We start from the raw sequence: 24,892 nt of genomic DNA on the forward strand, positions 1-24,892 counted from the left end.
CTTCCTTAGACTTAAATGATTTTTTGGATCTTTCGGTTAAAGAAATTTGAAAGCACCGGTGAATATTGTAACAGATGTTGAGGTTTTTTTCACTTTTAAAAAGTAAAGAGAAGTCCCTCAGAACTTCTCCTAACATTTTGAAGTGTCAATATAAAACAAACCAACCTCATTTAGCAACTTTATTATTATCTAATTCCAAAATAGCATTATAAATACGATTCCTATTATTTTTATCAGTATATGCAAAAAAGTTATCTACTCTTTTTCTATACTTATCTTCCATACGACTATTGTTTTTCATATAATAGATAACTTTATCAACTAAGCTATTATGATCTTCTATTACATCACCAAACCCCATTTTTTTATAATCATAATAATCAAGTTTAAAATGGTATGATTTTTCGTATTGATAATAGATAACAGGTTTTTTCTCATATGCAAAATCAAACGCTACAGATGAAAAATCAGTAATCATTATATTAGAAGAATTAAATAGCATTTGATAGCTGCTGTTATAGTCGGCAAACTCCACATACTCATGCTTTTCAAAGTCTACAATCTGTTGCTGAATATCTGGGTGCGGAAAAAAAGTTATTTTATAATTATTTTTCTTAGCAAATTCGATTAGCCGTTCATCATTAATCAAAGCATTATACCTAGAAAAGTATTCACTATCTTTAAATTTCGGGTTGTACGGTCTTACTCCTTTTGCCTGATCTTTCGGTAATACAATATCTTTTCTCCAAGTCGGCATTATTAGAAGCTGCTTTTCTCCTTCACTCTTCTTAAGATTATCGTATCTCGGAAATCCACCCAACAAAATATTCTCTTTTTTATAGTTGTAATTCCCTTTCACAATAGACCGATATTCAGGTTTGGCAGAAGTGACTAATAATTTGATATTCTTACTGTATTTATTTAACCATTCAGAATGATCTGCCATTGTTATTCCATGCTGCAAAAAGACAAACTCAAAATTAAATAAATCTCTAAAATAAATCTCCATATTAAAAAATGGATTTACAACCCATATATCTGCATGTGTCGATATTACTTTGGAAGAGGATAAGGTTAAAATTTTATGTCTAAAAGATCTGTATGGTATAACCTTTCCATATTTTTTAATCCTGTCGTAATCCTTGCTATCTTTTTTTATTATAAAGTATTTTTTTGCCCCATCATTCTGGTTGATTGCATATTTAAAGAGGTGCTCGGCATTATCATCAGCTTTGTCTTGTCTGTCTATGAATAACCATACTGGTTTTCTATTAAAAATAGTGAAAACATGGTGTGCTATTCTTGCCACAAGTGCCTTCTTAATCGCTGATTTTCTTTTTTTTGATTTCCCCCCTGATTTATGAAGGGATTTCAAGAAACGAAACTCTTTTATAAATCTATTTTTAACATTGTTTTTTTCGAACATTAATTTTTTATAATTATAATAAAAGATATAATCCTTTTTAGCTGCATAAGCATTAAATAGGTCATTTGACAAACCTGAATACTTAAAGAACCGAAGCTTTGCCATTTTTCTTTTTTTACCTTTTGCTATAAAAAATTCAATATGGTGATTTCCAGCAAGATAGCTTTTCGGTATATCTATAGAAAAACCAGGATATTTTTTTATTACCTCTCCTAAACTTATATAATCGTTATGACTTCTTTTTATTTTCTTAGCTTTTATTTTAATTTCTCCAATTTTAGCATAAAAATTAAAGCCTTTAGAATTAAAAAGAGAGCTCCAAAATCCTTCAATATGAATAGAATCCTCATTTTCTTCTAAAATCTCAATAGTTAGAGTTTGATTCGATAACTTCGAAACAATTTTATCTTCTCTGAATAAATAATAATCTTGTTCAGTTTCTTTTTCATATACATACTTACTATAATTTTCACCGTGTTTTATTTTTAAAGCATGATATAGATAGAAATGGCTGACACTTTTTGTATTAATAATGACATCGTCGTCAATATACGATAATACTTCTCGTATCAATGTTAAAAATTCGCGGTATTCATTTTCGTCTAAAGGTGTTTCACTAATATCCTTAATCAATAATTTCCACTTCAAATCATGCATAACCATGTATTGAAGAAACAAAGGTATTTTTTGTTCATTATTTTTGGTGATATCGATTAAATTCTTGGAGAAAGTGATAAGTGAATGGTTAAACCAATTCTTATTTGCTTTAGCAGTCTGCATGGCAGACGATCCATCTTCTCTAACTCTATAATGATATTTTGCCTCCTTAACAAGACCATACTTTTTCTTTTGCGATATAATTAAATTAACTAGCTTAGCATCTTCACCTATTTTACAATTTTCATCAAACCTGATATTTTTCAAGGCATCATTTTTTATAAATGTAGAACAGCAATGAGTTAATATATGATGTGGTTCTTTTTCCACATCCAATATTCTCGTTGCAGAAAACTTATTATTTAGATTATGTTCTCCAGTTCTTCCTTCCTCAAAAAATATTGGGATTGCTACAATATCAATTTCATTTTTATGTTGGTTAAAGAAGTTTAAAACATTTTCGAATGTTTCTTCTGAAACTAAATCATCCGGATCCAAAAATTGAATATATCTGCCTTCAGCATACTTTAAACCATAATTTCGGGCACTGCTCACTCCGCCATTCTGTTTCTTTACATATACAATATTTTTTGGATATTTTTGAGCATATTCTTTACAAATCATTTCACTTTTATCAGGGCTTTCATCATTCACAAGTATTAACTGAATATTCTCGAATCCTAAAGTCTGGTTAATAACGCTTTCTATTGCATCAGTTAGATATAACTCGACATTATAAATCGGCATTATAACACTGAAATCATAGTTAAAACTCTTTTCGTTCATAAAAGATTACTCCTAACAAAATGTTTATATGAATAAGAATCCGGGTAAATAAAAGTAAAAACAATTAGAGTGCTAAATTTTTGAAAACACATAATTAATTTAGTAAAATGTATGAAAAGGATTCCTTACCTGTTTTTTAAAGTCTTTGTAAGAAAACTTTTAAATACGTTTACATGGTTAAGTTCTAAAGCATCATTTGGTGTTTTTAGGACAAAGTCAAATGCAAGGGCCCAAATCGGTATTTCTACAACAAAACCAGCATGTCTAAAATCTCTTAATTTATATCCCCATACTTCAATTGTTTTTTTCAGTTCTTTTCGTTTACACTCTTTTAACCTATTAAAATATTTTATATATAATCTGTCATTTTCTTTCATCTCATAATACTGGTTAATAAAGTGCCCTGTTAATTCAAGTCTAAACCCTTTTATTTTTGTCGAAGTAATAGTACATGAACTAAGCAGTACTCTTTCTTTTTTTATATTTTCAAGAGCTTCTGTATTTTCTTTTAATAAGTGAAACATAAATTCTTTATAGTACATCGGCATATCTTGTTCTTTTATAAATTGCGGATCAATAAATTTTAAAACTTTTATAAAATTATCAACAAAAACTTTTTGTTCTTGTTGATCTAAAACAGACTTATAAACATCTCTATAGTTCGGATATAAAAACAGTTTCATATGATATACAATTAAAAATTGCAGATAAGGCAAAACTATATCATATTTTTTTATTGAATCCATCAACAAAGTCATGTAACATTCATTCAACAAATATGTGTACCTTTTTTTGTTAAACCACGAACGATCAACTAACGAGTTCTGTTCTTTCCGTTTTCTATAAAAATACTTTCCTTCTGCAACTGCTCCGTATCTTTTTTCTTTCAGTAATAACTGATTAAAAAAGATAGCGTCTTCCCAAAACTTTATAGATTCATCAAACTGGACGGTACGATTTAGTGTATGTCTTCTGTAAAAAGTGCCGCCAATATAAAAGTGAATAGCTTTATAATCGTTGAGAATATTTATAACTCTTGTTCCTTTTTCAAATCTATTATTTAATTTATGTTCGCCTTCTTTTTCACCTGTGTAATAAACAGGTAATACCGCGATATTTACATCTTCGGAATCACAAAAAAAATCATAAACACTTTGCAGTGCATTATGAGACAATGCATCGTCAGAATCAAGAAAACCAATAAATTTAGATTTTTCGCTTACATTTGATAATCCACAATTTCTTGCAGCAGAGGGTCCAGAGTTTTCAATTTTCATGATTTTAATATTATTAGGATATAGATTTTTAAAGGACTCACAAATTTGAGGACTGCTATCAACACTGCCATCATCTATTAATATCAGTTCTATATTTTCCTTAAATCCTATTGACTGGTTAATGACACTCTCTATTGAGTACCTTAAATAATTCTCAGAATTATATATTGGCATAATTATAGAAAACATGTTTGTACCTCTTTATTTAGAAGTTAAAGGATCGTTTCAATTACTCTTTTAGAAGCCTTGCCATCTTCTAAATTACAAAATTCATTATAAAAATCCTCATAGTTATGATCTATATAAGGATTATGTAACAACTCTATTACCGTATCTATAAGTTCTTCACTTGTTTGAACCAAGTTTCCTGGCGTTTTTTGCTGAAAATTAAAATAAAAACCTCTGATAGAGTCTCGATAAGCCGGGAGATCATACACAAAAAATACGATGGGTTTTTTTAAATTCATATAATCAAAAAAGACAGAAGAATAATCCGTAATCAATAAATCACTAATTAAATATAAATCTCGAATATCTTTATATAAGGAAACATCTTTCACAAAATCTTTATATTTCCCTAAATTAAATTGTTCTGAAACTAGATAATGCATTCTTAAAAGAATAACCACAGAGTCCCCAAGCTTCCTCTTCATTTCCTCTAAATCAAATTGAAGTTTAAATTTATACTGACCAACTTTCTTAAACTCATTGTCTCTCCAAGTTGGTGCATATAAAATTATTTTTTTATCTTCGCTAATTTCTAACTCTTGTTTTACCCTATTTATTAATGATTCTTTATTTGGTGAATATAGAATGTCATTTCGCGGATAACCTGTTTCTAAAATTTGTTTTTTAAATTGAAATGCCCGTTTAAAAATTTCAGTCGAATAAGCATTAGGAGAAATCAAATAATCCCATTTGCTTGCTTCCTGCAGAAAATTCTGTTTATATTTTTCAGTTGTGGTTCCGGGCATATGCACTTCATCCATATCATTAGCAAGTTTTTTTAGCGGAGTGCCGTGCCACGTCTGTACATACAATGTGTTTTTTGGTTTTGGAATCCATAATGGGAGCCGGCTGTTTGTAATCCAATATTTCGCTGTAGCCATGTACCAAATCCACTTAAAAGAAAACCTTTTTATATATGCTGCATCTACGCCGTCTAATGCCGACAAATATCGTTTATCAATGCTCCATATCATTTTATAATCATATTGATCTTTATTTTCCTGTAAATATTCATAGATTGCTCGGGGATTGCAGCTAAACTGTTTTCCTGAGTAGCTTTCAAATAAAATTAATTTATTGTTTCTTGGCAGAAGAGCAAAAATCTTAAAAAGAACTGAATAGGCCCTGACTAATAAACTTCTGCATTTTTGTAAAATAAAAGATTTCATAATGAACTCCTTAAAGAGTAAAAAATTTATATTTGCGCAAACAAGAAAAAAAGAAGCAACTGAATTACTTCAAGCCTCTTTAAGTTAGTGCTTCTATAAACTAGCCATGTCTTTTTTGATTTGGGTAGTTGAAATGCCTTCTGTTCTCGGAAGGTAAATGACCTCACAATATTCCTTTAAGAAGTCAAATTTCCCTTTCCAATCATCGCCGATCACAAATGTATCTATATCGTACCTTTGAATATCTGAGATTTTTTGTTCCCAGTTTTTTTCGGGAATCACTTCATCCACAAAATCAATTGTTTCTAAAATGAATTTTCGATGTTCATAGGAATGATGCGATTTTTTTTGTTTTTGAAGATTAAATTCATCTGTAGATAATCCCACGATTAAGTAATCACCCAGATTTTTTGCTCTTTGCAGCAGCTTCATGTGTCCATAATGAAATAAATCAAATGTTCCGTACGTTATCACTTTCTTCATCAGATAACATCACCTTCCAACCGTTTTCAACTGAGAGTACCAGAAAAAAACCACAAACCTTAACAGATTGTTTATAATTTCGACACATTTTTTACGTACCATTAATATTGAACAATAATAGCATAAGTTCCTATAAAAGTTAAGGCTCTTTAAAAATGTCAATCACCAGCATTTTTTGGTATCATCGTTGTATTGATGTATAATTTTTACAGGTCTAATGCCTTATCCATACCCATTATAACAAGTTTTCTTTTTCGAAAAAATCGAATCTTTTGTCGCGTTTTTAAGTGAAACGATTTTCTTTCTGCTGCGTCATTTATTTTGTACGCCCCTCCTCATATTAATTCATCGTCAAAACGTGAAGGAATTGTAATGTGAATGTTAAAAGTTCCTAAAGATTTTTGTGGTAAGATAGAGTAAAATGTTTTCAGACAAAGAGTCTTTAATCAAACTATACGAATGACACGTGTTTTTTATAGACATATAGATGAAAAGGAGGGTTGATACGATGCAAACGAAACCCATTAATCAATTAGATTTTGTAGACGGTGAACTAACTTCATTTGTATCACATTTAGAAACGTCATTTTTGGACCAGAATAAAGGTGCGTTCATCGTAACAGCGAATCCTGAAATCGGATTTGAAGCGATGCAAAATCCGCGTTATGAAGCGGTTCTTTCATCTGCTGATTTTATTTTGCCGGATGGCATTGGTGTTGTGTTGGTTTCCAAGCTAATTGGTAAGCCGCTTCAATCCAGAATCGCCGGTTATGATTTGTTTACGTCTTTGCTTGAGAAGGCTGATCAAAAGAAAAAACGGGTTTTCTTTTACGGTGCAGCTAAGCATGTGATTGCTCAGACAATCGAGCGAGTCGAACGTGATTATCCTGGGATTGAAATTGCCGGATATTCTGACGGTTATGTGAAGAATCAACGTGAGGTAGCAGACAAGATCGCAGCCTCAAATCCTGACATGGTATTTGTTGCTTTAGGTTATCCTAATCAGGAGTTCTTTATCCATAAATACCGACATCTATTCCCTCAGGCTGTTTCTGTAGGGCTGGGCGGAAGCTTTGATGTGTTCAGCGGCAATGTCAAAAGAGCGCCCTCATTTTTTATCCGTTTTCACCTTGAATGGATGTACAGGCTGATCACAAACCCTGCGCGCTGGAGAAGAATGCTTAGCATTCCTAAGTATGTTACAGCCGTGCTGAAACATGAACGAACTTCAGCAAAGCCGCAATATACGGGACAAGTCAAAGATCAATCACGCCATCTGTAATGGGCCTTAAAGGAGCTATGGTATGTAATGAAATGCATGAATCTTTCGCTGTGCCTGCCGACAATCCGCGGCAGCCGATTTGAGCTGATGACAGATTGAAATCCTGGTTTGCGTTTTTTTACTATTTGTTCATCAAAGTCATCGGCACATTGCTGTTTTGGGTCAAACCGGGAAGTCAAGTGACCCTTCTTGTTTCCTTTCCTGATAATGCCCGGGCAATATTAAAGGAATATCAGATGGGACACTACTCATTTCCCATTCATGTACTTCTGACCCAGCATGCCAAATCGCTGGAAACAGAATTTCCTGAGCTTACTGTTTCAATTATTAACGAAAAACACCCGCTTCATATATATAAAGCGGTCTTTTCTATGCTGAGCAGTAAAGCTGTGATTGTTGATAACTATTTTGTTTTGACAACCGTTTTGACCTGCAGACCTGATATCGAGTGTATCCAAGTTTGGCATGCGAATGGAGCGTTTAAACGATTTGGGTTAAAGGATATCAACACACAGAATCGTTCGCGGGCTGACGTGAGACGCTTTCGCAAAGTGTATGCTTCATTTGACCGGATTGTCGTCGGTTCTGAACATATGGCTGACATATTCAAGGAATTCTTCGATATAAAAGGTGATAAATTTCTTCGGTTTGGCGTGCCTTTAACCGATGCTTACTATGAGGTGAAGGAAAACAGCAATGACCTTAAAAGCAAATATCACCTGCCGGCAGAGAAAAAAATCATCCTGTATGCGCCAACCTTTAGGGATCATCAGTTTGAAAGCTTTTCGCTGCCGTTTTCAGAAAAACAGCTGCAGCATGATTTAAAAGGAGAATATTTACTTGCAGTAAAACTTCATCCTGTTATGAAGCAATCTGCTCAATTACATGGGGATAGTGCGTGGATAAAAGACGTATCAGATCTCCCGCTTGCAGACCTTTTAAAAATGAGTGATCTGTTAATATCAGATTATTCTTCTGTCCCTTTTGAATTTGCTTTGCTGGACAAACCCATTTTGTTTTATACGTATGATATGGAGGCTTACAACAGAACCCGCGGTTTAATCCGCCATTATACAGAGGTACTCCCCGGGGTTCCTTGCTGTGATTCAGGAATGCTCTTGGACCAGCTGAAAGATATGAACAGGCTTCAAACTGAAGTGGAGCGCTTTTCACGTGAATGGAATCTGTACTCAAGAGGGAATGCCAGCAAGCTGCTTTTAAGCTATATAAATGAGAAATCAAACTGATCTTTATATATAATAGAGATCGGTATTGCAAATAATATGAAAACCTTTTATAAAACATTATGAGTTGTAGTAAGGAAGGAGTCATTTTATGATTTATGCTGAGATTCTAGCCGGTGGAAAAGGTTCCCGCATGGGGAACGTCAATATGCCAAAACAGTTTTTGCCGTTAAATAAACGCCCAATTATTATTCATACGGTTGAAAAGTTTTTATTAAATGACCGTTTCGATAAGATTTTAATCGTCTCCCCTAAAGAGTGGATTAACCATACAAAAGACATTTTAAAGAAATTCATCGGGCAGGATAATCGCCTGATTGTCGTTGAAGGCGGCAGCGACCGTAATGAATCTATTATGAGCGGCATCCGCTATATTGAAAAAGAATTCGGTATTCAGGATGATGACGTGATCATCACTCACGATTCTGTGCGTCCGTTTCTCACTCATCGCATTATCGATGAAAACATTGATGCTGTTCTTCAATACGGCGCGGTTGATACTGTTATCTCAGCCATTGATACAATTATTGCTTCAGAAGACCAGGAATTTATTTCTGATATCCCTGTCCGCGATAACATGTATCAGGGGCAAACACCGCAAAGCTTCCGAATCAGCAAATTGGTCGAGCTTTATAATCAACTGTCCGATGAGCAAAAAGCTGTCCTTACTGACGCTTGCAAGATCTGCTCGTTAGCGGGTGAAAAAGTGAAGCTGGTCCGCGGTGAAGTCTTTAACATTAAAGTAACGACACCATATGACTTAAAAGTGGCTAATGCCATTTTACAGGAGCGAATTTCACAATGATTAATCAAACATATCGTTTAGTTTCTGCCCGACAATTTGAAGTGACATATAAAGATAAAGTTGTCCATTCAGATAAGGTCGTCGTCCGTCCTACCCATTTATCCATCTGTGCTGCAGACCAGCGTTATTATACTGGCTCACGCGGCAAAGAAGCGATGGACAAAAAGCTGCCGATGGCTCTGATCCATGAAGGGATCGGAAAAGTCATGTTTGATCCGACAGGCACATTTAAAGTCGGAACCCGGGTTGTTATGGTGCCAAATACACCGGTTGAAGAGCATGAAGTCATCGCGGAGAATTACCTGCGGTCCAGCAGATTCCGTTCAAGCGGTTATGATGGATTTATGCAGGATTATATGTTCATGGCGCCTGATCGGCTTGTTGAGCTTCCAGACAGCATTAATCCGCATGTCGCAGCCTTCACTGAGCTTATTACAATTGCAGTTCACGCGCTTTCCCGCTTTGAGCGCATGGCGCATAAGAAGCGTGACACATTCGGTGTCTGGGGGGACGGAAATCTCGGATTTATCATGACGCTTCTACTGAAGAAAAAATATCCAGACAGCAAGGTGTTTATTTTCGGAAAAACACCTTACAAGCTTGATCATTTTTCTTTTGTTGATGCAGCTTATCAAATTAACGACATTCCTGAAGATGTCAGAATCGATCATGCCTTTGAATGCGTGGGCGGACGCGGCAGTGAAAGCGCAATTGAGCAAATCATTGCCCATGTCCATCCTGAAGCGTGTGTAGCGCTCTTAGGCGTATCTGAATACCCTGTTGAAATTGAAACAAGAATGGTGCTTGAAAAAGGGATTACGCTGATCGGCAGCAGCCGAAGCGGACGCGAGGATTTTGCCCGTACTGTAGACTTTTTAGCTCAATACCCTGAAGTCGTTGATTATTTAGAAACATTAGTTGGCGGACGCTTCCCGGTACGCAGTATTGAGGAAATTACAAACGCGTTTGAAGCAGATTTGACTTCATCTTGGGGAAAAACTGTTATTGAATGGGAAATTTAAACAGTGAAAACATTCCTTACACGAATTGTAAAAGGAGTATTCGGCACTGCTTATCAACTATTGAGCGCTTTATTACCAGTACAGCACAACAAAATTGTCATAGCTTCCTATCGTGAGGATCATTTAAGTGATAATTTTAAAGGTGTCTATGAAAAGCTGAAGCAAGATCCGTCTCTTCGCATCACCCTGCTGTTCCGCAAGATGGATAAAGGGCTGATCGGACGAGCTGCATATTTGCTTCATCTTTTCGGCTCGCTATATCACCTTGCAACATGCCGCGTGCTTTTGTTGGATGATTATTATTTTCCTTTGTATGTTGTGCCAAAACGAAAGGAAACTGTTGCCATCCAGCTTTGGCATGCTTGCGGCGCGTTTAAAAAATTTGGCTACAGCATTGTGAACAAGCCGTTCGGCCCTTCTTCTGATTATTTGAAGATTGTTCCCGTGCATTCAAACTATGATTATGCCATTGTCAGTGCACCCGCTGCCGTTCCGCATTTCGCCGAAGCCTTTCAAATGGAGCAAAAGCAGATTTTGCCGCTCGGCATTCCAAGAACGGATTATTTTTATCATAAGGAACATATTCGCACTGTACTGGATGAGTTTCATCGGGTTTATCCTGAACTGAAGCATAAAAAAAAGCTTTTGTATGCTCCTACTTTTCGAGGCAGCGGACATCATCAAGAGGGTGACGCTATACCGCTTGATCTGCTACAATTAAAATCGGCGCTAAACCATAAAGATTATGTCGTGATCCTCCATCTTCATCCGTATATGCGCAAACATGCGCACACGGAAGAGGATGATTTTGTGCTGGATTTAACTGATTCGTACTCTTTGTACGATTTGATGGCAATCTCTGATGGGCTGATAACCGATTATTCTTCAGTTATTTTCGAGTACAGCCTGCTGAAACGTCCGATGTATTTTTACTGCCCGGATTTAGAAGACTACTTGGAAGAACGTGATTTCTACTACCCGTTTGAATCGTTTGTACCCGGGCCGATTTCGAAAGACGTTCCATCGCTTGTACACGATATCGAGAGTGATCACGAGGCTGATACGAAACGTATTGAAGATTTTTCACAGGCATTTATCACCCATCAGGACGGCAAATCTTCAGAGCGGGTAGCCGATTTTATTTCATCATTTTTAACATCTGGTGCCGATTAGGAGAAAGTGAGGTACAAAGTGAAGCTGGCAAGAAAGATTAAGAACAGACTTTTCAGATCAAAAAAGAAAACGCAAAAAGAAAATGCAGCTGTCATTGTCCATCCAGCTGATAACAGGGTTTTTTCTCTATTTGATAAAACGAAGCGAATTGAAGAAAACCAGCAAGTCCCTGTCAGAAAGATTTCTGAGTTTTCTTGGAATGGGTCAATTCTAAAAATTGCGGGTTATATGTATATCAAGGGCCTGCCGCTTCAAAAAGAGGATCAGGTTCGAAAACGTTTATTATTGGTGAACAACGGTGTTTTATTTACAGCTGTTTCACTGCGGGATGTTCCGGTAGATAAGCTGTCAATTGATACTTCAAATGTGCCAGGAGCCTATAAGTGGGCAGGATTTTCACAGCAGATTAACTTTTCTAAGCTGATGAATGACAAACCTCTTCCGCAAGGCGAGTATAAGCTGTTTCTCGAGATTGAAGCTGTAGATGACCAAAATGTAAAACATCAGGAAGTGCATACAGTCGGAAATGTAAGTAATTTCCTTTCTAATGATGTGTATGCCACAAAAATGGAATTTCATTCTGCTAAAAAGCTGATGAAGTTCAATTTAATCGTTAATTATGATGAGGGCGAAAAGACGATTAATTTGTCTTGCAACAAACTGCAGGAAATTGATCCGAGCCTTTTGGAGCTGGATACTGGAAAAGAGGCAAACCGCTTTTTGCGCAAGCTGAATACAAGCTTATTCCATTTTGCTTATGATGTATTCCGCCTGCTTCCAATTAAGTCTAATAAAATTGTCTTTGCTTCTGACAGCCGGCTTGATATGACAGGAAACTTCGAATTTGTTTATGAAGAGCTGCTGAAACGTGAAGAAAATTTTGATTTCAAATTTTTCTTAAAGAGCAGCATTCGAGATAGAAAAAGCCTGTCTGAACTGATGTCGATGGCTTATCATTTTGCGACAAGCAAAATCATTTTTATAGATGATTTTTATCCGATTATTTATCCGTTAAAAATCCGTAAAAATGCGGACCTTGTCCAGCTGTGGCATGCTGTCGGCGCCTTTAAGACATTCGGCTACAGCCGAATCGGTCTGCCAGGAGGACCGTCACCGCATTCGAAAAACCATAGAAACTACACGAAGGTTATTGTCAGCTCTGAAAATATACGGAAGCACTACGCAGAGGGCTTTGGGGTAGACATTGAGAACGTCATTGCTACGGGCGTACCGCGAACAGACTTTTTCTTTGATGAAGCGAAGAAGGCATTTGTAAAAGAACGCCTTTACACGGAATATCCGTTTCTAAAGGACAAAAAGGTCATTCTTTTTGCTCCAACCTTCCGCGGAAACGGTCAGCAATCAGCTCATTATCCTTTTGAAGTGCTTGATTTTGACCGTCTGTATCGAGAGTTAAAGGATGAATATATCTTCTTATTCAAAATTCATCCATTCGTACGAAACGATGCCAATATACCTTATCAGTACAGCGATTTCTTTTATGATTTCTCTTCGTTCAGAGAAATTAATGAGCTATTGCTCGTAACAGATATTCTGATAACGGATTACTCTTCTGTTTGCTTTGAGTATGCTTTATTAAATAAACCAATGATCTTCTTCAGCTATGATGTAGATGATTATATTCGCAAACGTGATTTCTATTACGATTACTTTGACTTTATTCCTGGCCCTCTTGCGAAAACGTCTGAGCAAATGATTTCGATCATTAAAGAAGAGAAGTATAACTTTGAGCAAATTGATTCATTTGTTCATTATTTCTTCGATGATCTTGATGGAAAAGCAAGTGAGCGAGTCGTCGATCAAATTGTTTTCCCTCAGGAAGAAGAGCCATCAGAGGATAAAGTTCTTAAAAGATAAATCAAAAACACCTTTTGCAGCCGCAAAAGGTGTTTTTTTTATTGATATTCCGGAACATCAAAGTAAAGTGTATAGCCGTCCAGCAATGAATACAGGCTGTACATGCGGTTTACTTGTTTGTACGCCCAGCCGATGTCTGTTGCGTATTGATGTGTCGCTGTAGCTGACCATCTCATTTTGTACAGTGTGTCCTGATTGTAAGCTGTGTTGTGGATATACGATGAGCCTATGAATTTAGCTCCGCCGATAATGGCCGCTTCAGGTGTGAACCAGCCCTGCTCGTACGCATATTTGGCTCCGTAGTAATTCGGATTGCTGTCGTATGCTCCAATTCCATACATGTTGTATACGGTTTTTCCGTTATAGGTTAATCCATTGGCTAAGGCGGATGTCCCGTTTCCTGTTTCAAGAAGAGCGTGTGAGATTAAATACAGTTCGTTGATGCTATATTGATTGGCGGCATCGATAAATGCCTTTGCTCTCCCTGTCAGGATGCCTTTACCCGCAAGCACTTTCTGATTGACCTCAGTAACGCTGAGGCCCGCTGTCTGTGACAGCTTGAGAAATTGGAAGTAGTATTTGCTGTCTCTGGAAAAGTTATTCGGATCCACGTATTGAACTACTTCATCACTGCTTGCGTTTCGCCAGCCCAAATTGATCTTAGCCCAGCCGTTTATCTGTCCGATGATTTTCACTTTATCGCCTTTTTTAAATTGGCCGATCACGTTTGTCGGACTGACTTCCGGCGTTGACCGGATATTTAGTACATCAGCCGTAACGGTTGATGTTGCTGTATTAATGTACGTGAGCGATACGTAAGCCGCTCCGTCTGTTTGCGGACTTACTGTCATTTGTTTTTGGACCATATCACGAAGCGAGAGATTGTAATTTGTTTTCATGATTTGCGGACCGTTTTTGATCTTCACGATAGATGATGTCCATCCGTATAATTGTTTTAGCTTCGTTGATGCCGCAGCAGCTGTATCATTGCCTGTGAACTGCTCATTTACGCTGATTTTATAAAGCGTATTGCTTTTCGTTGTGTAGCTGGGGGTTACACTTTTCGATTTAAGATAGGTTAACCCATTGTTCAATGCTGTTTTGCTGCTGAGCTGTGTTGTCACGATTTTGTATTGTGTATATGCAGTCTGGCCTGTTTTTGATGTTGTGACTGCGATTTTATTTTGTTTGAAAAATGTTAAAACGCGGTCAATCTCTTCTTGGCTGATGATAGCTTCAGTTGTGATTTGATAGCTGCTCGCAGCTGTCTGACCGGTTTTCTGGCTTGCTGCTGATATATGATTCGATTTGAAAAACGTGAGTGCCTGATTGACTTTCGTTTGATCAAGCAGAGATTCGGTTGTGATTTTAAACGTGTCAGCTATTTGTTTTTTGACGGATTTCGCAGAAGCACTCAGCTGATTTTTCTTTAATATGTTCAAGCCCTTTGTGACTTTTGCTTGATCTGATGTTTCTTCTGAGATGAGCTGATATTGATTTTCTGCTGTTGATCCAGCTGCTGTTTTTGCAGCTTTTACTTTTTTCTGAGCAAAGAAGGCTGCTGCTTTGTTTGCTTGCTGCTCGCCTAAAATCTTTGCCGTCGTGATTTGATAAGCTGCAGACGTTGTCGTTTTTTTGACGCTGGATGACGTGTAATGCCATTTTTTCTTTTTAAAGAAAGTGTCTATTTTTTGGAGCTGCTGTTTTGTTATACCCTTCATATTCACGGTATATGATGTGCTTTTTCCAACCTGTTGATAACTGCCGGATACGCCAGTGTTTTTCTTGATTTGGCTGATGGCGTCCTTTACTGTACTCAGCCCTTTGAAATAAGCTGATTGGACATTGTATGACTCAACGGTTGTTTTTTGATTGATGGACTTGTAGCTGCCTGTGATGCCAGTGCTCTGTTTCAGCTGCTGCAATAGAGTTTTGGCATTGGCTTCACCTGAAATGGCGGCAGTTGTGAACGTATAATAGGCTTGCCCTTTCACTGTTTCCTTTAATGATGCCTGCAGCCCAGATTCCTTTTGGAAGGCGTTTTTGATCTGCGCTGCTCTGCTGTCTCCCACGATTGTGCCAGACTGAATGGTTGTGACAGACACCGTGTGTGTGATGGGCTGATACGAGCTTTTAATCCCCGTTTGCTTGGCCAGGCTCTGGATAAGCGCCTTGACTTTTGTCTCATCAGCAATGTCTGATGTCATGACGTTCATATAGGGCTGAGCTGCTCCGTAAGCTTTTACAGCGCCAGCCACTCCCGTCTCCTGTTTCAGCTTTGCAAGGATAGTGTTGGCCTGTTTTTCTCCGGAGATGGCACCTGACGAGATGGTGACATATGGCTGTTTGCTTCCAACAGGACTTGACGTTCCTGTAATTGATGTCTGTTTGGCGAGTCCGCTCAGTATTGCTTTCGCTTCTGATTCGCTATGAATGCCTGAGGCGGAAATTTGGTAGGTCGTTGTTGTGCCTGAAGCCTGATAGGATGCATCCCAGCCAGTATCTTTTTCCAGTTTGGCGACAGCTTGTGAGGCTTGGCTTTCTGTACTGAACGTATTCGACGGCTCTACTTTATATAGTGAGTAGTCGGTATACGCGGCTGCCTGGGCAGAACCAGACATGGCAAAAAAGGCAAGGGACGCGGCGGATAGAAGCATAGGTGCGATTAGTCTCTTTTTCATTCCTTCTCCTCTTTCTTATTCTATGAGTATATAAAACTAGTTTATTTATCGGCACGCGCATGCTTCATTTATAGGTGAATCACTTCCATTTTCTAATAAAAAAACTTAACCTCGAAGTGAGATTAAGTTTAAATATGAGACACGATAAGGGTACAAGTTCCTTTTATCGTAAAATCGGGCATTTGAGCCGGCAAAATAAAGTGATCACCTTTTTTGAGCGGACATGTTTTGTCCTCATACTTGAGCAAACCGCTTCCTTCTATCACGCTGCAACTCAGAAAGGATTCATCCTGAGTCATTTCAGCTTCGCCATTGATGTCCCATTTATACACCGAAAAATATTCCCCTTGGACAAACGTTTTAATGGTTATGCCTTTTCTTGATTCGGTCGATTCATCTATATACCCGTCCACATGGGGAACCGTGGCGGCATTGACCGCTTTGGCAAAATGAAGCTCTCTCGGACTTCCGTTGCTATCAAGACGGTCATAATCGTACACCCGGTATGTGGCATCTGAATTTTGCTGAGTCTCTAAAACAAGGGCCCCCTTGCACAATGCGTGCAGCGTTCCGCTCGGCACATAATAGAAATCACCCGGTTTAATTTTGATTCTTCGCAGCAGGCCCTCCCAGTCACCGCTGTTGATCATTGTGACAAGTTCGGTTTTTGAGCGGGCCGTATGCCCGTAAATGATTTCTGCGTTTTCCTTACAGTCGATAATGTACCAGCATTCCGTCTTGCCGAGTTCTCCCTCTTCGTTTTCTCCGGCATAGTAATCATCAGGGTGAACTTTAATTGACGTATCTTCCTTCACATCCAGCAGCTTTGTCAGAAGCGGAAACCGATCCCCCTCTACGCCGCCGAATACTTCACGGTGCTCTTCCCAAAGCTCGATCAATGTCTTTCCTTTATACGGGCCATTTGCAACAGTGCTCGGTCCTTTTGGATGAGCGGAAATGACCCAGCATTCCCCCGTTGATTCTGAAGGAATACTGTATCCAAATCTATCTCGTAAAGCGGTTCCGCCCCAGATTTTTTCTTTAAACACAGGCGTTAGAAAAATCGGTGATTGCGTCATGATCCGTACCCCTCCCCTGTAAATAACTGATCATCATTTTCCCGGTGCGCCCCTCTTACAAACGCCCGTATAAGCTGCCTTTTTCCGATGACAACATATGTACAAAGCATCATCTTTTCATTACCCCTTCAAAGAAAACGCTTCCTATCTATTATATCACGTCGAAAAGAAGCTTTGTTTCAGCCTTTTCCTCGATAAGAATAATTCTCCTTTTTTGATACAAATTAATAAAAACCGTCAATCTGTTTACGAAGGAGAGAAACTATGCAAATCGACTCTGATCTCCAGAACAATTTAGACACACTGAAAAAAACATTGGGACAAAACGACGATATGATGTTTTATACATTTGCTTTCGGAGATAGCAGACAAAAGGCGTGTTTACTGTATATTGACGGTCTGACAGAGAATAAAATGCTGGCGCAATACGTCATTTCTCCTTTACAAAAAGAGGCGTTGGCCCATAAGGAATGCTCGATTGAAGACTTATCCGCCTTTTTTTTCGGCTTTCACCACAGCGTTGTTTCTACAATGAAAGAAATAGAGCAGCTCGTTTTTTCAGGGCAAGCCATTTTGCTCGCTGATGGCTATCGCGGAGGATTAGCTTTCGACACAAAGTCAGTCGCAACACGCAGTCTTGATGAACCCTCCTCCGAAGTCGTGGAACGCGGCCCTAAAATAGGATTTATTGAAAAGCTGCGGACAAACACGGCGCTTTTGCGTGAACGGACGAGTGATCCTAATCTCGTCATCAAAGAAATGACACTCGGAAAAAGGACCAAAAAGAAAATCGCTGTCGCTTATATTCAGGATATCGCCCCAGATTATGTCGTCAAAGAAGTGTTTAAAAGGCTGAAATCAGTCAATATAGATAATTTGCCGGAATCGGGGACGCTTGAACAGCTGATTGAAGACGAACCATTTTCAATTTTCCCCACAATATTAAGCACAGAACGACCGGACCGGGTCGAAAGTTCTCTATTAGAAGGGCGAGTGTCCATATTAGTGGATGGTACGCCGTTTGCTTTGATTGTACCGGCTACGGTTGACGAATTTATTCATTCGCCCGATGATTACAGCCAGCGCTGGATCCCAATGTCACTTGTACGCCTTCTTCGTTATTCCAGCATCCTGATCACCATTTATTTGCCCGGTCTGTATATTTCTCTCGTTTCTTTTCACACCGGGCTATTGCCGACTAGAATGGCCATTTCCATTGCAGGCAGCAGGCTTAACGTACCATTCCCGCCTTTTGTAGAGGCCTTTATCATGATCTTTACGATCGAATTGATTCGAGAAGCCGGATTAAGGCTGCCTAAGCCGATTGGACAGACAATTGGCCTTATCGGCGGCGTTGTCATCGGACAGGCAGCTGTTCAGGCGCAAATTGTCAGTGCGCTTATGGTCATTGTCGTTTCTGTCACAGCACTGGCATCCTTTACCGTTCCTTCATACGCCTATAACTTTCCGCTGCGGATCATTCGGATCGGGGTTATGATAAGTGCAACAGCGCTTGGCATGTACGGCGTTATAATGGTTTATCTGTTTGTGATCGGCCATCTCATGCGCCTGAAAAGCTTTGGCCAGGATTACATTATCCCGATCATGGCGCAGCCTGGACAGGATTTGAAAGACACAGTCATCCGTATTCCCACGATGTTTTTAAAAAGAAGACCGACACGAAACGATCCCGAAGATAACATCAGACAAAGGTGATGGCTATGAGGAAATCAGAGCATAAACTGACATTTATGCAGACGCTCATTATGATCAGCAGCACATTGATTGGTGCCGGGGTGCTGACCCTTCCCCGCTCAGCCGCCGAAACCGGAAGTCCGAGCGGATGGCTAATGATACTGCTCCAGGGCGTTATTTTTATTATCATCGTTCTGCTTTTTTTGCCTTTTCTTCAAAAAAACAGCGGAAAAACTCTTTTTAAGCTCAATAACATTGTAGCTGGAAAATTCATCGGCTTTCTATTGAATTTATATATCTGTCTATATTTCATTGGAATTGTTTGCTTTCAAGCTCGGATTTTGGGAGAAGTTGTCGGATTCTTTTTGTTGAAAAACACCCCAATGGCAGTTGTGGTGTTTATATTTCTTGCAGTTGCCATCTATCATGTAGGCGGAGGCGTTTATTCAATTGCAAAAGTATACGCTTATATTTTTCCTATAACCCTTATTATTTTTATGATGCTTCTGATGTTCAGCTTTCGCTTGTTCCAGCTTGATTTTATCCGGCCGGTATTTGAAGGAGGCTATCAAAGCTTTTTCTCTTTATTCCCAAAAACATTATTATATTTCTCCGGATTTGAAATCATTTTTTACCTGGTCCCCTTTATGAGAGATCCAAAGCAAGTGAAAAAGGCTGTTGCTCTGGGCATCGCGACTTCCACATTGTTCTACAGCATTACTTTGCTCATTGTGATTGGCTGTATGACTGTGGCTGAGGCAAAAACGGTGACATGGCCGACCATTTCCCTTATTCACGCATTAGAGGTTCCGGGTATTTTTATTGAACGATTTGATTTGTTCTTACAGCTGACCTGGACAGCCCAGCAATTTGCCTGTATGCTCGGATCCTTTAAAGGCGCCCATATCGGGTTAACGGAAATCTTTCATCTAAAAAATAAAAACAATGCATGGCTGCTGACTGCAATGCTGGCTGCGACGTTTTTCATAACGATGTATCCCAAGGACTTGAATGACGTGTTTTATTACGGGACACTTCTTGGATATGCTTTCTTAATTGTGATTACAATTCCATTCTTCGTCTGGTTTTTAAGCTGGATACAGAAAAAAATAGGGAGGGGGCAGCTGCAATGAAAACAGCATCAAAATTCTCCGTCATGTTTTTTATGCTGCTGGTCCTCTGCGGGTGCTGGGATGTCAAAGATATCGAGCAACTATCCTTCGCAAGAGGGCTGGCGATCGATGAGACAGATGATCACCAGTACAAACTGACGTATCAAAACCTTCTTCCCCAAAGCGAAGACAGCCAAGCATCCGGAAAACCCGAATTTGTCAATGTGACGTCCTACGGGAAAACGATTCTGGAAGCAGTCAGTGATGTATCCATCAAGGACCCTCCTGTTTATAGCGATCATTTAAAAGTGATTCTTCTGGGAGAAAAACTGATGAGGAATCAAAATGTAGACCAAGTCCTCAACCACTTTATCCGGGATGATGAGCTGCGGCGAAGCAGCTATTTGATGGCAGCCAGAGGGAATGCAGCTGATGTTTTCACAAAAGGAAACCCCAATCAGCAGCAACCGATGCCCTCCGAAAAACTGATTGATTTGACAACTCACAGCGGATATAACGGTAAGATTATGATACCGCTGCGCATCGGAAGAGCTTCTGTCTACTCTCAGAACGGGTACAGTTATCTTATTCAAACCGTGAAAAACGAAAAGGGAAAAGCCAAGTATGACGGAGCAGGCATTATCAAAAGGGGCAGCAATAAACTCGTTGGGTTTCTTTCAGCTGATGAAACCCAAACACTGTCATGGGTCATGGGGACGATCCAAGGCGGTGTCATGCCGACGACAGATAAAGGACATCCGATTACGTTTGAAATTAAAAAGTCGAAAACGAAAATTAAGCCCGTCATTGAAAACGGAAAGCCTGTCTTTCAGATTTCTGTTAAAACGAAGGGCATCCTGACAGAAGACCAAAACCCGAATGAAGACTCCTTTAGCAAAAGATATTTACACAGGCTGGAGAACATTTTTGCGAAAAAGCTTGAACGAGATGTTAAGCAGGTAATGGATAAACTGCAGCACGAGTATAAAACCGATCCGGTCTTTTTATCAGACCACATAAGGATTCAACACCCTGACTACTGGAATAAAGTAAAAGGGCATTGGGATGAAATATTTTCTGAGACTGATTTTAAGTACGATATTTCTTTTAAAATCATTAACTTTGGCACGGTGGGAAAGTAAGCAATCAAAAGGGTGCGCATGATCGCGCACCCTTTTTTATGTTCCGACAGTCTGCTGTTTTCCGGCCGATCCTCCCTGTCCGTTTTTGTCCCGTAAATCCTGCTCAATTTCTTCAAGGCTTTTTCCCTTTGTCTCTGTCACTTTAAATCGGACAAATAAGAACGCCATGATACCGATCGCGGCATAAATCAGGAATAAATAACTGATTCCGATCGCTTCCATTAATATTGGATAGGTTAGTGAAACAATCAGTGTCCCAACATGCAACATTAAGGTCGAAACACCGGTACCGATTCCTCTGACGTGAAGGGGGAACAATTCAGGAAGCATCACCCACACAACCGGTCCCCAGCTGACCGCAAAGACAACGATAAACACGCCTAAACAAATGACGGTCGTCCATGAGGCAGCCGGAGTGTTATCGAAAAAGAGATTTACTAAAGCGAGAACGATTAAGCTGATCACCATTCCCGCATTCCCGAATAGCAGTAACGGCTTTCTTCCAATTTTGTCGATGATTTTAATCGCTACTAATGTCATGAGAACATTGACTGTGCCGATTCCGACCGTGCCTAAAATCGAAGCGGAATTTCCGAATCCGACGTTTGTAAAGGTCTTTGGCGCATAGTAGATGATCGTATTCGTTCCGATAAATTGCTGCAAAAATGCCAATCCCAAACCTGCAATAAGCGCTGGGCGCACCCATGGATCGAACAGCTCCTTCAGGCCGCCTTCATCCTGCTTTTCCGCTTCTTTTATATCATGTATTTCCTGATCAATATCTTTTGTGCCACGCAATTTTTCAAGAATTTTCTTCGCTTTGCTTTCTTCGCCATTCGTGAACAGCCAGCGCGGGCTCTCCGGCATAAACAAAATGCCAATGAGCAAGAGCAATGACGGCACAGCAGCCAATCCAAGCATCCAGCGCCACGCTTCGGCATCGGCAAATATGTAATTGACAATGTAAGAAAGAAGGATGCCGACCGTGATCATCAGCTGATTCAGTGATGACAGCGCCCCGCGTTTATGTTTTGGCGCCAGTTCAGATAAATAAAGGGGCACGATTGTCGTCGATGTTCCGACTGCAAGTCCCAAAATGATGCGAAACAGCACCATGACTCCTGTATTTGGGGCCAGTGCCACACCAAGACCGCCTATACAAAACAGCAGCGCGGCTGCCATAATTGCTTTTTTTCTTCCGAAACGGTCAGTCAGCTTGCCGGCCGCTCCTGAGCCCAATATCGCCCCAACCAGCAAGGAGCTGACAACAAGACCTTCTGTAAACGCGTTTAAGCCTAACTCCTTTTTCATAAATAAAATAGCTCCGGAAATCACTCCGGTATCATAGCCATATAACGCGCCTCCAAGAGCTCCGAAAAAATAAAGCCATATATTTGACTGCTTTTTCATAAAGATGACTCCCTTTCTCCATCAGCTGCAATGACATTGTCTGTGGGATTTTTTTAGAAATCTTTTAGCCTCTTTTTCCGGCCATTAAACCTTTTTATTTTGCTGATCATAAGTTTTCCAATCATTTACTTGTATTTTTTTCAATGTCGCCGAAACATTTTACCTGCTGCGGCGTCCAATATAAGGTGATTCAGTACATCATCGTTATCAATTTTCAAAAACAAGAACTTATAAATATAGGAATATTTATCGAAAAATGTCTTTCGAGTAGTTGCCCCATGGCAAATAGAATGGTACGCTTCAAATATTAAAGAAACGTGAGGTATTGATATATGGAAGAACGATCACAGCGCAGAAAGAAAAAAAGAAAACTAAAAAAATGGGTGAAAGTTGTTGCCGGATTAATGGCTTTTTTAATCATTGCGGCAGGCTCTGTCGGCGCCTATGCTTTTGTAAAGCTGAACAATGCTTCTAAGGAAGCTCACGTCAGCCTTGCACGCGGAGAACAATCTGTAAAACGGATCAAAGAATTTGATCCTGGAAAAGATTCTTTTTCTGTATTGCTCTTAGGAATTGATGCCAGGGAGAAAAACGGCGAGACCGTCGATCAGGCAAGAAGTGACGCGAATGTGCTGGTTACATTTAATCGGAAAGAAAAAACAGCTAAAATGCTGAGCATTCCGCGTGACGCCTATGTAAACATCCCAGGTCACGGGTATGATAAATTCACACATGCTCACGCTTACGGCGGCGTTGACTTGACTGTGAAAACAGTTGAAGAAATGCTGGATATTCCAGTCGATTATGTCGTAGAAAGCAATTTCACGGCTTTTGAAGACGTCGTAAACGAGTTAAATGGCGTCAAAGTAACTGTAAAAAGCGATAAAGTCATTCAGCAAATCAAAAAAGATACAAAAGGTAAAGTCGTTCTTCAAAAAGGAACACATACGCTTGATGGGGAAGAAGCGCTCGCTTACGTAAGAACACGTAAAGCGGACAGTGACCTTTTACGCGGGCAAAGACAAATGGAAGTGCTGAGCGCCATTATAGATAAATCAAAATCATTGAGCTCAATTCCGGCTTATGATGATATTGTGGATACGATGGGGCAAAATTTAAAAATGAACTTATCTCTTAAAGATGCCATCGGCCTGTTCCCGTTCATCACTTCATTGAAATCAGTTGAGTCTATTCAGCTGACGGGTTATGATTATGAACCTGCCGGAGTCTATTATTTCAAATTGAATCAGCAAAAGCTGCAGGAAGTTAAAGAAGAGCTGCAAAACGATTTAGGTGTATAATGAACGGGATGGCGATTACGCCATCCCGTTTTACATATTTCCTTGTTGAAAATTATCAAAGTAACGTTTAGCCTTAATTTATATGGATTATGTTTCACAGGCAAGCTGAACATACTACACGAAGCAGCTTCATTTTTAAGGAGGTTCCCCTACATATGAAATGTATTGCGATTGATCTAGACGGAACATTACTCAATAAAGAAAGCGTCATTTCTGCGGAAAACAGAGAGGCGATCAAGCGGGCCGTTGATGCCGGCATCCTCGTCACCATTTGCACGGGAAGAGCGACATTTGATGTAAAAGCGCTGCTGGATGACTTGGACATCCCTATCATTGCAGCTAATGGCGGCACGATCCACGACACGGGTTACCGTTTGATCAGCCGGACATTAATGGATCAGGAAGCCGGTAAAGCGATTGCTGATTACTTACTTTCAAAAAACATTTACTTTGAGGTATATACAGATGACCATCTGCTTTCTCCTTTTGACGGCGAAGCTAAGCTGCACGCGGAGCTTGACATTCTAAAGAGCGCAAACCCAAACGAGCAGACGGATGACTTGTGGCAAGGAGCCATGACTCAATTCAAACAGTTTGGCATTAAACCAATCCCTCATATCGAATCGGTTTTTGACGGCGGTGAAAACATTTATAAGCTTCTTTGCTTCTCCTTTGATATGGACAAGCTGAAACAAGCGAAGGAAGAACTGAAGCATCATAAAAAACTGGCGCAAACCTCTTCAGGAAAACATATTATCGAAATCCTGCCGGCCTCGTCAGGAAAAGGACGCGCGTTAACAAAGCTGGCGGACATATACGGAATTGAAACACAGGATATCTATGCGATCGGCGATAGTCCAAACGATTTGTCCATGTTTGAAGTCGCCGGACACCGTATCGCCATGGAAAATGCGATTGATGAATTAAAAGAAAAAAGCACCTTTGTCACAAAAAGCAATGACGAAAATGGTGTGGCCTACTTTATAGACCAGCTTCTTTCAGGACAATATGCATAAAGAAAAGACTCCAGAGATTGGAGTCT

Annotated in this window: 18 protein-coding genes; 11 read left to right on the top strand and 7 right to left on the bottom strand. The window is 39.3% G+C overall.

Features of this window, described 5'->3' with window-relative positions:
• Positions 1-166 precede the first annotated feature (166 nt).
• The 4 genes from ggaB to tagD form a co-directional block, all read right to left on the bottom strand.
• Positions 167-2,869 (bottom strand): poly(glucosyl N-acetylgalactosamine 1-phosphate) glucosyltransferase, encoded by a 2,703-nt coding sequence (gene ggaB, locus MKY10_RS19140; RefSeq protein WP_114523625.1) that lies wholly within the window; start codon positions 2,867-2,869, stop codon positions 167-169.
• A 125-nt stretch (positions 2,870-2,994) separates the two neighbouring features.
• A complete protein-coding gene (locus MKY10_RS19145; RefSeq protein ID WP_048655282.1) occupies positions 2,995-4,335 on the bottom strand; it encodes a glycosyltransferase family 2 protein in 1,341 nt (446 codons plus the stop codon).
• Between the two features lie 23 nt (positions 4,336-4,358).
• Entirely contained in the window at positions 4,359-5,543 is a 1,185-nt protein-coding gene (locus MKY10_RS19150) for a CDP-glycerol glycerophosphotransferase family protein (protein ID WP_015251091.1), read from the bottom strand.
• Between the two features lie 93 nt (positions 5,544-5,636).
• Positions 5,637-6,026 (bottom strand): glycerol-3-phosphate cytidylyltransferase, encoded by a 390-nt coding sequence (gene tagD / locus MKY10_RS19155; RefSeq protein WP_048654774.1) that lies wholly within the window; start codon positions 6,024-6,026, stop codon positions 5,637-5,639.
• Between the two features lie 508 nt (positions 6,027-6,534).
• Between tagD and MKY10_RS19160 the strand changes: the two genes are divergently transcribed.
• The 6 genes from MKY10_RS19160 to MKY10_RS19185 all read left to right on the top strand — a co-directional run bounded on the left by MKY10_RS19160 (position 6,535) and on the right by MKY10_RS19185 (position 13,430).
• Positions 6,535-7,308: a WecB/TagA/CpsF family glycosyltransferase gene (locus MKY10_RS19160; RefSeq protein ID WP_015251089.1), complete on the top strand. Its 774-nt coding sequence runs from the start codon at positions 6,535-6,537 to the stop codon at positions 7,306-7,308.
• 95 nt (positions 7,309-7,403) lie between these two features.
• On the top strand, positions 7,404-8,555 hold the full coding sequence (locus MKY10_RS19165; RefSeq protein ID WP_015251088.1) for a CDP-glycerol--glycerophosphate glycerophosphotransferase: 1,152 nt from the start codon (positions 7,404-7,406) through the stop codon (positions 8,553-8,555).
• Positions 8,556-8,643: 88 nt separating this feature from the next.
• Positions 8,644-9,357, top strand: coding sequence for a 2-C-methyl-D-erythritol 4-phosphate cytidylyltransferase (locus tag MKY10_RS19170; RefSeq protein ID WP_015251087.1), 714 nt, complete (start codon positions 8,644-8,646; stop codon positions 9,355-9,357).
• Entirely contained in the window at positions 9,354-10,379 is a 1,026-nt protein-coding gene (locus MKY10_RS19175) for a ribitol-5-phosphate dehydrogenase (protein WP_003235523.1), read from the top strand. The genes MKY10_RS19170 and MKY10_RS19175 overlap by 4 nt, the downstream gene beginning before the upstream one ends.
• Positions 10,380-10,382: 3 nt before the next feature.
• Positions 10,383-11,552: a CDP-glycerol glycerophosphotransferase family protein gene (locus tag MKY10_RS19180; RefSeq protein ID WP_044052444.1), complete on the top strand. Its 1,170-nt coding sequence runs from the start codon at positions 10,383-10,385 to the stop codon at positions 11,550-11,552.
• 18 nt (positions 11,553-11,570) lie between these two features.
• Positions 11,571-13,430: a CDP-glycerol glycerophosphotransferase family protein gene (locus MKY10_RS19185; RefSeq protein ID WP_015384814.1), complete on the top strand. Its 1,860-nt coding sequence runs from the start codon at positions 11,571-11,573 to the stop codon at positions 13,428-13,430.
• 38 nt (positions 13,431-13,468) lie between these two features.
• Here the strand turns inward: MKY10_RS19185 and lytD are convergent, their stop codons facing one another.
• Together lytD and manA are read right to left on the bottom strand one after the other, a co-directional pair.
• The gene (gene lytD, locus MKY10_RS19190) at positions 13,469-16,111 is read right to left on the bottom strand and encodes a beta-N-acetylglucosaminidase LytD (protein ID WP_015251084.1); all 2,643 of its coding nucleotides are present in this window, start codon (positions 16,109-16,111) and stop codon (positions 13,469-13,471) included.
• Between the two features lie 128 nt (positions 16,112-16,239).
• Positions 16,240-17,190, bottom strand: a complete 951-nt coding sequence (manA, locus tag MKY10_RS19195; protein ID WP_015251083.1) for a mannose-6-phosphate isomerase, class I — start codon at positions 17,188-17,190, stop codon at positions 16,240-16,242.
• Positions 17,191-17,454: 264 nt separating this feature from the next.
• On the opposite strand from manA, the gene gerBA reads away from it, so the two are divergent.
• From gerBA to gerBC, 3 genes are read left to right on the top strand one after another with little or no spacing between them, the layout of a single operon-like run.
• Positions 17,455-18,906, top strand: coding sequence for a spore germination protein GerBA (gene gerBA / locus MKY10_RS19200; protein WP_003243291.1), 1,452 nt, complete (start codon positions 17,455-17,457; stop codon positions 18,904-18,906).
• Between the two features lie 5 nt (positions 18,907-18,911).
• Complete coding sequence (gene gerBB / locus MKY10_RS19205) at positions 18,912-20,018, top strand: spore germination protein GerBB (protein ID WP_015251082.1); 1,107 nt, start codon at positions 18,912-18,914, stop codon at positions 20,016-20,018.
• Positions 20,015-21,139 (top strand): spore germination protein GerBC, encoded by a 1,125-nt coding sequence (gene gerBC / locus MKY10_RS19210; RefSeq protein WP_191603849.1) that lies wholly within the window; start codon positions 20,015-20,017, stop codon positions 21,137-21,139. Before gerBB ends, gerBC begins: the two co-directional genes overlap by 4 nt.
• Positions 21,140-21,175: 36 nt before the next feature.
• On the opposite strand, the gene MKY10_RS19215 is transcribed toward gerBC, so the two are convergent.
• Complete coding sequence (locus MKY10_RS19215; protein ID WP_015251080.1) at positions 21,176-22,549, bottom strand: sugar porter family MFS transporter; 1,374 nt, start codon at positions 22,547-22,549, stop codon at positions 21,176-21,178.
• 332 nt (positions 22,550-22,881) lie between these two features.
• Here MKY10_RS19215 and tagT point away from each other — a divergent pair, with 332 nt between their 5' ends.
• A complete protein-coding gene (tagT, locus tag MKY10_RS19220; RefSeq protein WP_015251079.1) occupies positions 22,882-23,850 on the top strand; it encodes a polyisoprenyl-teichoic acid--peptidoglycan teichoic acid transferase TagT in 969 nt (322 codons plus the stop codon).
• Positions 23,851-24,005: 155 nt separating this feature from the next.
• Positions 24,006-24,866, top strand: a complete 861-nt coding sequence (gene ywtE, locus MKY10_RS19225; RefSeq protein ID WP_003244395.1) for a 5-amino-6-(5-phospho-D-ribitylamino)uracil phosphatase YwtE — start codon at positions 24,006-24,008, stop codon at positions 24,864-24,866.
• The last annotated feature ends 26 nt before the right edge of the window (positions 24,867-24,892 follow it).

It is taken from the genome of Bacillus sp. FSL P4-0290 (genome assembly GCF_037975435.1).
In the GTDB taxonomy this organism is placed as follows: domain Bacteria; phylum Bacillota; class Bacilli; order Bacillales; family Bacillaceae; genus Bacillus; species Bacillus subtilis.

Excerpts from the sequence above, each read along its gene's own strand:
- ggaB (WP_114523625.1), bottom strand. The coding sequence starts at position 2,869 with ATGAACGAAAAGAGTTTTAACTATGATTTCAGTGTTATAATGCCGATT.
- MKY10_RS19145 (WP_048655282.1), bottom strand. The coding sequence starts at position 4,335 with ATGTTTTCTATAATTATGCCAATATATAATTCTGAGAATTATTTAAGG.
- MKY10_RS19150 (WP_015251091.1), bottom strand. The coding sequence starts at position 5,543 with ATGAAATCTTTTATTTTACAAAAATGCAGAAGTTTATTAGTCAGGGCC.
- tagD (WP_048654774.1), bottom strand. The coding sequence starts at position 6,026 with ATGAAGAAAGTGATAACGTACGGAACATTTGATTTATTTCATTATGGA.
- MKY10_RS19160 (WP_015251089.1), top strand. The coding sequence starts at position 6,535 with ATGCAAACGAAACCCATTAATCAATTAGATTTTGTAGACGGTGAACTA.
- MKY10_RS19170 (WP_015251087.1), top strand. The coding sequence starts at position 8,644 with ATGATTTATGCTGAGATTCTAGCCGGTGGAAAAGGTTCCCGCATGGGG.
- MKY10_RS19175 (WP_003235523.1), top strand. The coding sequence starts at position 9,354 with ATGATTAATCAAACATATCGTTTAGTTTCTGCCCGACAATTTGAAGTG.
- lytD (WP_015251084.1), bottom strand. The coding sequence starts at position 16,111 with ATGAAAAAGAGACTAATCGCACCTATGCTTCTATCCGCCGCGTCCCTT.
- manA (WP_015251083.1), bottom strand. The coding sequence starts at position 17,190 with ATGACGCAATCACCGATTTTTCTAACGCCTGTGTTTAAAGAAAAAATC.
- gerBA (WP_003243291.1), top strand. The coding sequence starts at position 17,455 with ATGCAAATCGACTCTGATCTCCAGAACAATTTAGACACACTGAAAAAA.
- gerBB (WP_015251082.1), top strand. The coding sequence starts at position 18,912 with ATGAGGAAATCAGAGCATAAACTGACATTTATGCAGACGCTCATTATG.
- gerBC (WP_191603849.1), top strand. The coding sequence starts at position 20,015 with ATGAAAACAGCATCAAAATTCTCCGTCATGTTTTTTATGCTGCTGGTC.
- MKY10_RS19215 (WP_015251080.1), bottom strand. The coding sequence starts at position 22,549 with ATGAAAAAGCAGTCAAATATATGGCTTTATTTTTTCGGAGCTCTTGGA.
- tagT (WP_015251079.1), top strand. The coding sequence starts at position 22,882 with ATGGAAGAACGATCACAGCGCAGAAAGAAAAAAAGAAAACTAAAAAAA.
- ywtE (WP_003244395.1), top strand. The coding sequence starts at position 24,006 with ATGAAATGTATTGCGATTGATCTAGACGGAACATTACTCAATAAAGAA.